General features: G+C 59.5%; 8 protein-coding genes, 1 pseudogene and 1 riboswitch. Of the genes and pseudogenes, 8 read left to right on the top strand and 1 reads right to left on the bottom strand.

Going from position 1 to position 12,231, the window contains the following annotated elements; translation table 11 throughout:
• Positions 1-413 precede the first annotated feature (413 nt).
• Positions 414-1,982 (top strand): phytoene desaturase family protein, encoded by a 1,569-nt coding sequence (locus AC1DLV_RS21495; protein WP_476801998.1) that lies wholly within the window; start codon positions 414-416, stop codon positions 1,980-1,982.
• A gap of 17 nt (positions 1,983-1,999) precedes the next feature.
• Here the strand turns inward: AC1DLV_RS21495 and AC1DLV_RS21490 are convergent, their stop codons facing one another.
• Positions 2,000-3,580: a phytoene desaturase family protein gene (locus AC1DLV_RS21490; RefSeq protein WP_476801895.1), complete on the bottom strand. Its 1,581-nt coding sequence runs from the start codon at positions 3,578-3,580 to the stop codon at positions 2,000-2,002.
• A gap of 267 nt (positions 3,581-3,847) precedes the next feature.
• Between AC1DLV_RS21490 and AC1DLV_RS21485 the strand changes: the two genes are divergently transcribed.
• The 7 genes and pseudogenes from AC1DLV_RS21485 to AC1DLV_RS21455 all read left to right on the top strand — a co-directional run bounded on the left by AC1DLV_RS21485 (position 3,848) and on the right by AC1DLV_RS21455 (position 12,230).
• Complete coding sequence (locus tag AC1DLV_RS21485; protein WP_476801896.1) at positions 3,848-5,386, top strand: ABC transporter substrate-binding protein; 1,539 nt, start codon at positions 3,848-3,850, stop codon at positions 5,384-5,386.
• 40 nt (positions 5,387-5,426) lie between these two features.
• Positions 5,427-6,434: an ABC transporter permease gene (locus AC1DLV_RS21480; protein ID WP_476801897.1), complete on the top strand. Its 1,008-nt coding sequence runs from the start codon at positions 5,427-5,429 to the stop codon at positions 6,432-6,434.
• Positions 6,427-7,311 (top strand): ABC transporter permease, encoded by an 885-nt coding sequence (locus AC1DLV_RS21475; protein ID WP_476801898.1) that lies wholly within the window; start codon positions 6,427-6,429, stop codon positions 7,309-7,311. The genes AC1DLV_RS21480 and AC1DLV_RS21475 overlap by 8 nt, the downstream gene beginning before the upstream one ends.
• Positions 7,308-8,192: an ABC transporter ATP-binding protein gene (locus AC1DLV_RS21470; protein ID WP_476801899.1), complete on the top strand. Its 885-nt coding sequence runs from the start codon at positions 7,308-7,310 to the stop codon at positions 8,190-8,192. Before AC1DLV_RS21475 ends, AC1DLV_RS21470 begins: the two co-directional genes overlap by 4 nt.
• On the top strand, positions 8,185-8,979 hold the full coding sequence (locus tag AC1DLV_RS21465; protein ID WP_476801900.1) for an ATP-binding cassette domain-containing protein: 795 nt from the start codon (positions 8,185-8,187) through the stop codon (positions 8,977-8,979). The genes AC1DLV_RS21470 and AC1DLV_RS21465 overlap by 8 nt, the downstream gene beginning before the upstream one ends.
• A 608-nt stretch (positions 8,980-9,587) precedes the next feature.
• A pseudogene (locus tag AC1DLV_RS21460) lies at positions 9,588-9,798 on the top strand (transposase); the annotation flags it as partial.
• A 200-nt stretch (positions 9,799-9,998) separates the two neighbouring features.
• Positions 9,999-10,201: riboswitch (cobalamin riboswitch) on the top strand.
• 169 nt (positions 10,202-10,370) lie between these two features.
• On the top strand, positions 10,371-12,230 hold the full coding sequence (locus AC1DLV_RS21455) for a TonB-dependent receptor domain-containing protein (RefSeq protein WP_476801901.1): 1,860 nt from the start codon (positions 10,371-10,373) through the stop codon (positions 12,228-12,230).
• The last annotated feature ends 1 nt before the right edge of the window (position 12,231 follow it).

Raw genomic sequence — 12,231 nt, 5'->3', positions numbered from 1 at the left:
AGCTAGGGAGCGCCCATGGGCAACGGCAGCAATGGGCCGCAAGCAGCCTGACGGCTTAGCAAAATACTTGGCCAGTAGCGGACATCCAACGAGTCTGCCTGTCTGCAGTTCTCGGAGTACGCCGCCGCAACCGGCTACCAGTCCTCGCATGCAGGGCAGGCCGCCAGCCTGGGCCGCCGAGAGGAATGGCAAAGCCGCAAAAGACCTGCCGCCGCACAAGATATCGAAAAGCGCACTGGTCCCTCCCTCTCGTTTTCTCGCCTGGAGCGGTCTGGCTTCGAAGGCCTGAAATTACTTTAGACTTAAAAGTTTTTTTATGGAAAGCTTGTTCCCGCGAGCATTCGCACCGGGACGGCGGCGAACACGTTCGATGCCTGCGGGAATGGGCAAATGAAAACCGGACGGAGGGGCTCATGTATGAAGCGATTGTCGTAGGTGCAGGCCACAATGGCCTCGCTGCGGCCATACACCTTGCCTCGCGCGGCTGGAAAGTTGCGGTCATCGAGCAGGCCGTCGAGGCCGGCGGCGCGGTCAAGACCCGCGAGGTGACGTTGCCTGGCTTCCGTCACGACCTTTGCGCCATGAATCTTTCCATGTTCGCAGGGTCCGCCTTTTTTGCCGACTACAAGGACGAACTGGTCGCACATGGACTGGAACTGGCGCCGGCGTCGGATACGTTTGCGTCTGCCTTTCCCGATGGCGGCTGGTTGGGCGTCAGCGCGAGCCTGGAAGAGACCGCATCACGCATTGCAGCCATGTCGCCGAAGGATGCCGAGGCGTGGCGGACGATGTTCGCCAAATTCGGCGTACAGGCGCCACATATTTTCGGCCTGCTCGGTGCCGAGATGCCTTCGCTGAAAACCGCAAGGGTTGCCTGGAATGCCTGGCGTGCTTTGGGCACCGGCGGAGTCTACGACATGGCGCGCATGCTGCTCGCCACACCTCGCGATTTCCTTGACGCGCATTTTGAGAGCGCCAAGGTGAAGGCCATGATGGCCGCATGGGGCTTGCATCTGGATTTCGCGCCCGACACGGCGGGCGGCGCGCTGTTCCCCTATCTGGAATCGATGGCGAACCAGGCTTTCGGAATGGTCATTGGCAAGGGCGGAGCCGATACGATCATTCGCGCGATGAGTTCGCTTCTCAAGGCGAAGGGCGGCGAGATCATCCTCGGTACGGCGGTCGAACGAATTGAAACCGACCGTAAACGCGCGACGGGCGTTAGGCTTGCCGATGGCCGCGTTTTGCCGGCAAGCCGCGCCGTTGTCGCCAATGCGCATCCGCAGCTTGTCTTTGGCAAACTCCTGCCCGATGACCCAGACCGCGCATCCTTCGACACCAGAATTGCCGGCTTTCGCGCTGGCCCCGGAACGATGATGCTTCATCTCGCACTGGACAGTCTGCCGGACTGGAAGGCTGGTGAAGATCTCCAACGCTTCGCCTACGTGCATCTTGCGCCCGAGATGGGCCTCATGGCACGAACTTATGCGGAAGCTACGGGTGGATTGCTGCCACGGGAACCTGTGCTGGTTGTCGGCCAGCCCACAGCGGTCGACGCAAGTCGCGCTCCGGCGGGTAAGCATGTGCTCTGGGTGCAGGTGCGGGTGGTCCCGGCGGAGATTCTCGGCGATGCTGCTGGAACCATCGCAGCGCGTTCATGGGACGAAGCCAAGGATGCTTATGCGGAACGGGTTCTCGATCTGCTCGATACCTACGCGCCGGGGGTTCGCTCCAAGATTCTCGGGCGAGCGGTGTTCTCTCCTGTGGATCTCGAACGCGAAAACCCGAACCTCATCGGCGGTGACAATTTGTCGGGCAGCCACCGGCTCGATCAGAACTTCATGTTCAGGCCTGTTGCAGGCTGGTCCCGCTACAGGACGCCGATAGAAAAGCTCTATCTCTGCGGCGCTTCGACATGGCCGGGCGCCGGCACAGGGGCAGGATCGGGCTACCTGCTCGGCCGGAAATTGGCCGGCAAGTAACCCGCATAAAGCAATGTCTACTTGAGCGAGGAGCCTAGCAGGAAACCGGAGCCGCCGCCCAATCCCGGCCCGGGATGGGTGGATGCGCCAATGTGGTAAAGCCCCGGAACATGCGTCCGATGGTTGACCGAATTCTTGAGCGGACGCCAGAGAAAGAACTGGTCAATGCCGCAATAGCCACCATAGGGGTCGCCACCTACAAGGTTGACATTCAGCGCTTCAAGATCAGCCGGTGAGTAGCTGCGACGCGCCAGCACGGTTTCGCGGAAGCCTTCGATATTGGTCGCAAGAATATCCTCGATGCGGTCGGCGAATTTTTCCCTGACAGGCTCGGTCCAGCGACCGTCCTTAGGCGTTTCGATCAAGCCCGCCGCGTCACCTTTAAGCAAACGCGGCACTTCAGGCAGTTGCAGCCACAGGATCGCCTTGCCTTCCGGAGCGCGTCCCGGATCGAGCGCTGTCGGTTGACCGACGCAGATCGTCGAAATGGCGGGCAGCATGCCACGCTCAGCCTCGTTGGAGGCGCGTGAGACGCCGTCGAGACCAGGGGTCATATGGATGAGCGCGACCTTGTCGAGACCATCCGCCTTCCATCGGGGCGGCTGTGACAGCGCGTAGTGTATCTGCATGTTGCCCTTGCCATAACGATAGGCGGTGACGCCATCCGTGACGGCGGAAGGAAGCTGCTTGCCGGCAAGCAATCGATTATAGAGCTGGTTCGGCGTAACCGAGCAGATGACACCCTTGGCTGCGTGTAGCGTCGTGCCGTCGGAAAGCCGCACGCCTTTTGCGGCGCCGCCGCCATCAAGCACGATCGCCTCGACATCCGCGCCTGTCTTCACCATGCCATGCTGGTCTTCGATGAGGCGCTTGAAAGCGGCAACCAGATTCTGGGTCCCTCCCTTCACGATCGGACAGCCGGCGGCCTCAACAGCAAATGCAATCACCTTGGCCATTTGCGCCGAATAGGCGCTTTCAGGACCAAGTCCGGTATGCAGGACCCACGGCGCCCATAGCGCTTGCGTCACCTCCGACCGGTAGGTGGTTTCGAGATGAGCCCGCGCCGTCTCCAGCGCCTCGCCGAAGAAGGACGCCATGGCGCGCGGCCCCCGCCGCCAGGTCTCCTTCAGGACTGTTTTCAGCATGCCGCCGGACCAGAGAGAACCACCGAGCAGCGAGAAAACAAACGGCGCATCGGCACCCATGCCCTCCATCACCTTGGCAAAGCGCCCGCCGTCGCCCGCGGCCAGACCATCGAACAAGGCGATATTGCGCGCCCGTTCAGTTGAGAACACCGCCGCCCGGCCATCGGGCAGCAGAACGGCGGTCGGCGTATCGGTGGTAGCGATCTCGAGGCCGCGCGCATGCAGATCTTTGCCGAGCGCTGCATAGGCCGGCGAGAGAAGAAACAGGACGACGGTCGTTGCCATCACATCATGGACAAAGCCGGGTGCCGTAATTTCTTCGGTACGCAGGCAGCCACCGAGCCTGTCGTTGCGTTCCAGTACCAGAACCTTGCGGCCTTTGCGGCCGAGCATAGCGGCGGCGACAAGCGCGTTGATGCCGCTGCCAACGACAATGTAATCAGCGTCGCTCATATTGTTATGGCTCCCCCATTCCTGCAAATCCGGCACCCGATCCGAACGCCCCATCCAGAAGCTGGACAACATTTTCGATCGGATCAAGCCTGTTGACCGTGTTTTGCTTCAGCCTACGCGACCGGCGTAAAAAATATCCGTTTGCATATAAATCCGCTTGGCAAAACGGCGGAAACCATTTTAACATTAAAATATCTCTTCAGACCGGCGCCGCTGATGGTCCCATCGGCAAGAACACCGGCGAAGCAAGGGATCAGGGAGGAACCAATGACGAATTTTACAAGACGTGAGACGCTTGCGCTGGGTGCCGGTACATTTCTGGCCGGGTTGCTTGCCGGTCGAGGCATTGCATCGGCTGCCGCCGTCGGCGATGCATTGACGATTGCATTCAACGTAAACCTGCCGTCCTTTGATCCAACTGTTGGCCCATCCGCGGTCAACCCGACGATTCAGGCGATTTATCAGTCGGTTTTCGACCAGTTCATCGGCCAGGCACCCGACCTTTCCTTCAAGCCGGGTCTGCTGACCGAATGGGGCTGGAACGACGACAAGACGAAGGTCTGGATGACAGTGCGCGACGGCGTCACCTGGCACGACGGATCACCCTTCACCGCCGAGGATGTCGTATGGTCGCTTGAGCGAGCTGCCAAGCAGGAGACCGGCAACCCGATCCAGTTCATCTGGTCGACCGCCGGCAACTACAAGATTGAAGGCAACAAGATCACCGGCGACGTGCTGCGCTTCGAGCCGACCTTCTTCAAATGGATGGCTTTCCTCACCGGCTATGTCCTGCCCAAGGCCTATTACGAAAAGGTGGGCGCCGAGGGTTTCGAGAAAAAGCCGATCGGCACCGGCCCGTATATGGTCGACGCCTACGAAGGCAACGCGTTTCTCCGGCTGAAGGCAAATCCGAATTATTTCGGCGGCAAGCCCGCATTCGAGACCGTGGTGTTCAAGTTCGTTCCGGACGCGACCAGCCGCGTGGCGGAAATCGAAAGCGGATCGTCCGATGTGACAATCGACGTTCCCTACGAAGAGTTCGATCGCTTGAAGGCTGTTTCGGGCCTGGCCGGCGTCACTACGCCAATCACAGATATCGGCATGATCTTCCTCAACAATGTCGATGTCATGCTCGACCAGAACGTGCGCCTCGCCGCCCATCACGCCATCGACAAGAAGGCGATCGTCGAACGCCTGCTGCACGGTTACGGCGTGCCGATCGATACGCTCGAGGCTCCTGAATATGCAGCCTACGATCCGACCATTGTTGTTGGTTATGATCCGGAGAAATCCAAACAACTTTTGGCCGCCAGCGGCTTCTCGACCGACAAGCCAGCGAAATTCACCATCCAGACCACGCGCGGTCTCAAGCCAAAAGACTACGAGATGATCCAGGCGATCGTCGGCATGTGGCGCAAGGTTGGCATCGAAGCCGAGATCGAAGTCTACGAAATCGCCAAGCATTACGAGCTTCGCGCTGCCGATCAACTCGCGCCTGCGGCGTTCTACAACTGGGGCAACGCGATCGGCGATCCGACGACATCGACCGGCTTTGCCATGTTTGGCCCGTCTCCGCACTCCGTGTGGAACACCGATGATCTCGACAACATGATCGCGCCGCTTTGGGGCGAGAAGAACGAGGAAAAGCGCATCGCCGGGTGGAAAGCCGTGTCGAAATATATCGCGGAGAACGGCTACGTCATTCCGTTGCTGCAATATGTGCAGCCAATCGTCTACAAGTCTGATCTGAAGGTCACGCCGAGCGTGGCGGGCTCGCTGCAGCCCATCCTCGTTGCAAAGGCGTAATCCGCCAGCCAGAGCAGCCGATACGAAGGTCAGTGCGTAGATGGGCTTTGCGCGGGTTTGCAAACAGGTGCTGATGGCAGCCATGACACTTCTTGGCGTCGGGCTGATCGTCTTCGTGTTGCTGCGCGTGGTGCCGGGAGATCCGATCTCCATGATGATCGCGCCGGGCGCCAGCCCGGCCGACATCGTTGCCTTGCGTGCCCGTTACGGCCTTGACGACAGCATTGCTGTCCAGTTCTTCATTTGGCTGAAAGGCATTCTATCCGGCGATTTCGGCACTTCAATCTCGCTGCGCCGCGACGTTCTCGAACTGCTGGCTGAAAGACTGCCGGCGACTTTGGAACTTGCAATGGCCGCTTTTCTGGTCGCCGTCTTGCTTGGCGGTGCGGTCGCGGTGATTGGGGTGCGTCTGCGCCGAACCGTCGGTGAATCGGTGATCGACGCGGCCAATGGACTCTTCCTGGCGGTCCCGGATTTTGTCTGGGCGTTGGCGCTGGTTCTCGTGTTGGGTGTCCTCTACCCGGTCTTTCCGCTTTCGGGCCGCGTTGATCCACAATCGGCCTCCGATTTTGCTACGCGGTTTTATCTACTGGAGAGCGTTGTCACGCTGCGCTTCGACAAATTCGCAGAGGTGGCTTCTCATATGGTCATGCCGACGCTTGCCCTGGCGCTGCCGCTCGCTGCCATCATCGCACGGGTTCTCAAGGATGCATTGTCGGAGGCGATGGTGCAGGACTATGTCCTGCTTGCAAGACTGAAGGGCATGTCCGAGTGGCGGCTTATCCTGCAGGAGGCGCTGCGCAATGCCGTTGGTCCCACGCTTGCGCTGACCGGCGTGCAACTAACCTTTCTGATCGGCGGCACAGTTATCGTCGAGCGCATCTTCTCTTATCCTGGAGTTGGAAACATGGCGATTGATGCCGTGATCAACCGCGACCTGCCGCTGATCCAGGGTCTGGTACTTGCCTTCGGGCTGATCTTCATCCTCATAAACATTCTCGTCGACCTCGCCGTGGTCGCTCTCAATCCGCGGCTTCGGCATGGTTGAGGTTTCTGCGGCTGAACAGCCGAGACAACGCCGCCAACATTTTGGTGCTTTGCTCCGCGAACCGAAGGTTGTCTTTGGCGGCGGTTTCATCCTGCTTCTCATCGTGATGGCGCTCTTCGCGCCATGGATCGCCCCCAGAGACCCGCTGGAGCAGGATCTCATGCTCGGCTCATTGCCGCCGGCAGGATTTTCCGGCGCGGAACCGGGTTACTATCTGGGCACGGACGATCTTGGCCGTGATGTCCTGTCCCGCCTCATCTATGGCTGCCGCATCGCCCTTACGGTTGCTTTCGTCGCAGCCAGCCTCGCCGCCATCATCGGCACTTTGCTCGGGCTCGTCGCCGGCTGGTACGGCGGTTGGATAGACGTGGTCGTCTCTCGCCTGGTCGACATCTGGATGGCGTTCCCGCCCGTTCTGTTGTCGATCCTTCTGGTGGCCATCCTCGGGTCAGGCGTCCACTCGGTCATTGCGGCCATCGTCATCATCGACTGGACACGTTTTTGCCGCGTCGTACGCGCCGAAACCGTCGCGCAGGCAACTATGGACTATGTGACGGCCGCCCGAACAATCGGCTTTCCACGGTTCACGATTTTGATGCGGGAGATCCTGCCCAATGTGGCGCCGGTACTCGTTGCACTTGTCAGTCTGGAAATGGGTATCGCGGTGATCGTCGAAGCCATTCTTTCCTTTGTCGGCCTTTCGGTTTCTTCCGACACCCCCACTTGGGGCGGAATGATCGCACAGGGCCGCCAGATCGTTCACCATGGCTGGTGGGTACTGGCGTTTCCACTCCTCTTGCTTTTTGCCACGGTGCTGGCCTTCAACCAGCTCGGCGATGGGTTGCGCCGCGTGCTCGATCCGGTAATGCGCCGATGAGCGCCCCAGTGCTTTCCATCGCAGATCTCGGCGCAGTCAGCGACCGGGATGCCGGCGCGGCGATCCTGCGCGGGGTTTCCCTGGAGTTGCAGGCTGGTGAGGTACTTGGCCTGGTCGGCGAAAGTGGCGCCGGCAAGTCGACCATAGCCAAGGCGGTGCTCGGCGTATTGCCGCGTACCGTGCGGATCACCACCGGCACAGTTCTTTTTGGTGGCCGCGACCTTCTTCGCCTGCCTCCCCGTGAACTCAGGGAAATCCACGGATCGGAAATAACGCTGATCCCGCAGGATCCAATGACAGGCCTCAATCCCGGTCGGCGCATAGAAAGCCAGTTGACCGATGGTTTGCGGCTCAAGCTAGGAATGAAATCGGCTGCAGCCCGCGAGCGCGCCCTCACTTTGCTTGACGAGGTTCACATTCGTGAGCCAGAGCGCGTCTTGAAGGCCTATCCGCATGAGTTGTCGGGCGGCATGCGCCAGCGCGTCCTCATTGCCGCCGCCTTCGCCATGAACCCGAAACTGGTGATCGCCGACGAACCAACGACGGCGCTCGACGTGACCGTGCAAAAGCAAATCCTGCGGCTGATCCGCGCTATGCAGGCAAAACATGGAACGAGCGTCATCTTCGTGACGCATGACCTTGGGGTGGTCGCGCAGATTTGCGACCGTGTGATGCTGCTCTATGGCGGCATGGTGGTGGAAACCGGCAACACCGGGGATATTCTGACCAACCCGCGCCACCCTTACATGCGTGCGCTTCTCGCGGCGGGACCACGCTATGATCGTCCCGATCGCACGCTGGCGCCTGTGCCGGAGACTGTTTTCACCGGCCTGCGCGAGGAACTCGCTGCCTTCGATCGCGGAACGACGCGTCATGGGTGACGTTCTTCTGGCGGCCAAAAATATCGAAGTCGCTTATGGCGCAACCCGCAACCTGAAGGTGCTGCATGGGATCGACCTTTCGATCGCGAGAGGCGAGACGCTGGGTATCGTTGGCGAATCTGGTTCGGGCAAGACGACGCTGGGGCGCGCTCTGTTGCGCCTCATCAACGTAACCGCCGGCACCATCACGTTCGATGGCAAGGACATAACGAATTTCGATGAAGCCGCCATGCGGCCGCTCAGGCGGCGCATGCAAATGATTTTCCAGGACCCCATGTCCTCCCTTAATCCGCGGCATACCATTCGCAGGATTTTGACAGGCCCCCTCCTCCTGCACGGTCTCGCGCCGAACGCCAAGGATGCCCTCAGGCAAGCGGCGCGTATCGTCGAACGTGTCGGCCTTCCCGTTTCAGCGCTCGACAGGAACCCGCACGAACTATCGGGTGGACAGCGTCAACGGGTAGGCATCGCGCGCGCGGTAGTGATGCAGCCGGATTTCGTGCTTGCCGATGAAGTCGTATCGGGCCTGGATGTGTCAACGCAGGCGCAGGTGCTCGCCCTTATCGCCGAGCTCAGCCGCGAAATGGGTCTCGCGGTTGCCTTCATCAGCCACGACCTGTCGGTCATCCGCGCCATTTGCGACCGGGTGATGGTACTGGAGGGAGGCAGAGTCGCGGAGGAAGGCCCATGCAGCCGCGTTTTCAACGCACCGCAATCCGACTACACACGGTCATTGCTCGACGCCATTCCTTTGCCTGAACCGATGCCCGGTTGGCTCGATACATAGCTGGCGGATGAAGTCGATTTTTTGTCGTGCTGGGGAAAGAGCCAGAACGTTTCAGATCACCACGGTCGAGTACGCGTACTGTTAAGGCTTGATCGCGCGGCGTGGAGGGTTTCAAAAGACTCAGCATGGCGTCGAGAAAGGTCTGCTGCAAAGGCTGAGTGGAGGCGCAGAGAGCGCCTGATCCGAGGCCAATTGTGCGGCAAGAATTTCGAAACTGTTCGGTGAACGTTATGCCGTTGAAACCCGAGGCTCTTTGCTGCCCCTCTCTTCGAAAACCCTCTGATCTCCGTGCGAGTCGCAATGACCGAGCACAGTGGTTAGGAATACTCGCCGGGAAGTTGGGTGGGTTCGAGTGCGGGCTTTGGTACGTTTGGCACGAGCCCGCAAACCACCCGTAAAATTCGTATTAGACTTCATGTGAAATGCCTATTAGGCATCGGATAGAAAATTAAAATAGCTGCGTAACCATCTGATTTTGCTATTTCTTCTGCCGCGCCAGCCGACCAATCCGAACCGCGCCCAGCCATCATGCACGTGACTACGAGCGCCTGCGGACGCCAATCATGCAGTTTTGGAGCTAGAACACTGATGGGCCCCGGGGCAGCCGCATCTCGACGCGCTCGGTCCACGATCCGGTCAAGGCGATGTGCATGAGCGGTATTTCCGATAGCCAAGTCACCTGCCTGTGCGAAGAGACCACGACAAGGTCAGGCCTTCCTGGCCCGGCCAATCGAAGGCGACTGGCCGTATCTGTGGATCTACGCCACTTATCTGAACGTGCGTCGCGGCGGGCGCATCGCATCGGTCGCTGTCATAATTCTTCGCAAATACAGAATAATATACCTGCGGCATGAAGGCACACGCCTGACAAATAATACAGAAAACAATTCCCATCTAGGTAGCAATCACTGGATTCGACCTGCATTTGACATCCTTCAATTTGTCTACGCCCAGATGAGCTGCTCTCGCTGCAATAATTCCGATACCCCTGCAATTGACAACGCTTCGGGGCGCTGGCTATTTTCCGACTCGGAATTGGTTCCGCCGAGAGGTGGATGAAAAGGGAACACGGTGAGGCCACTGGCCGAATCCGCGACTGCCCCCGCAACTGTAACCGTTGAGCCTTCTCCAACATGCCACTGAGCGCACGTTATGCGGTCGGGAAGGCGGAGAAAGGCTGAGACACGGAAGTCAGGAGACCTGCCCGTTCCAGTCACCCATGCTTTGTCCACGGGGTGCGGACAGGCGCGGTCGCTCGTGGCGGTGACATTGAAAAGTGTTGCCGCATGCGGAGGGCCGCAGTGTGAATTGCATTCCCTGCACCAGCCTGCCTGCGGTTTGGAGAAACTGGCGCGCCTTAACCGCGCCACCCGAACCATTTGGGGGCAAAATTGCAGAGACTACTCATTGCCGCCGGCGCACTGTCGCTGGCACTTCCCGGTCACACCTACGCGCAAGAGGCGCCTTCATCAGGGCCGACCCTGCTCGACAGGCTGGTGATCACCACGCCTCTTCGCCGCGCAAGCTCGCTTGTGCGGGCTACCTCCTCCGTCACGGTCATCGATGAAGACGAGATCAAGGGATCGGCTGCGCCCGATCTGCCCTCGCTCCTCAAGCGCTATCCCGGCGTTTCGATCATCGGTTATGGCGGCCAAGGCTCCGCATCAAATGTCTATCTTCGGGGCATGTCCTCGGGACAGACACTCGTGCTCGTCAATGGGGTGCGTACGGCCTCAGCCACCAGCGGAACAAGCTCGATCTTCAACATCCCGCTCTCCGCGATCGAGCGTATCGAAATAGCGAAGGGTCCGCATTCAGCCCAATACGGCGCTGATGCCATTGGAGGGGTGATCAACATCATCACCAGGCAGGGCGGCAAGTGCGACGACGGACGCGATCGCTGCGGATCGATTACCACGGGGGTAACATATCCCTGGGGAGCACATGTATCCGGCAACGTGCGTGGCCAGACGGCAGGCGGCGTTGAATACGCTCTGGGCGGCAGTCTCCTCGGCACCCAAGGTTATGACTTCACCACACCCTTGGCATGGGGCCATGAACCCGACGATGACGGTTTCCTGCAGGGCTCAATGAATTTCTCTGTCGCCAAATCCTACGACTGGGGTCGGCTTTACGCCGACGGCCTCTTTGCCCGTGGCCGGACGGAGTATGATAATTCGTTTCCGTCGTTCAACGAGGTCGACACCGATACATTCGCCGGAAAGATCGGCGCCACGTTGAAGCATTCGGACAGCTGGAATTCGACCGTCGAGGTTTCCAGCGGCCTAGACCGTTCGACCAACTTCCGTGATGGTGTTGTTGGCAACAGTGAGTTTGACACTCAGCGCATTGGAATCTTCGCCTCAACCGAGAAATCCTTGGAGATTGGCGACGCAACGCATGTCGTGGCTGGCGGAGCTGAAGCCTATCGCGAAGGTGTGGAGTCGACCGTCGACTTCGGTGTCGACTCCCGCAATCTGGGTGCGGTCTTCGGGCAATATTCGGTCGAGTATGGCGCACTCACCATCGATAGCGGCCTGCGCTACGACCACAATGAACAGTTCGGCGATGCGACGACTTACAATCTCGGTGCCAGCTGGGAAATCGTTCCGGATCTCATCGCGCGAGCGTCCTACGGCACAGGCTTCCGTGCCCCGACCTTCAACGACCTCTATTATCCGGGCTACTCGAATCCAAACCTCAAGCCGGAAAAGTCTCGTTCCTACGAGATCGGCCTGAACTGGCGGCCGACGGTCGACACGACGGTTGACGTAGCCGTCTACCAGACTTGGCTCACCGACGCGATTGCGTCCAATCCCCCAACTTACCTCCCCTTCAACGTCGCCAGAGCCAAGGTTTCGGGCATAGAGGCTTCGGTGTCTCACCAATTCAGCGACAGTTGGAGCGGAAAGGCTACGATCGACTATCGCGAGCCAAAGAACCAAGACAACGGGCTCTACATTCCCTACCGCGACCGGTTCAAGGCCACGGCGGAGATAGGCTACCTAGCGAACGAGCAGCTCAACCTCACGGCCAAGCTGCTTTACGCCTCCCCGCGCTATGCCAATGCCGCAAATACGGTCAAGCTGCCGGAATATGTCACCGTGGACTTCACGGCCGACTATGCCTTTGATGACAGATCGAGCCTGAAATTTTCGGTCGAGAATCTATTCGATGAGCAGTACCCAACCGTTACCGACTATCGAGCGCCAGGTCGGACCATCAACCTCAGCTTCACGCGCCAGTTCTGAG

The organism is Aminobacter sp. 01T433, assembly GCF_056398585.1.
This window is presented reverse-complemented; position numbering and strand designations above follow the sequence as displayed.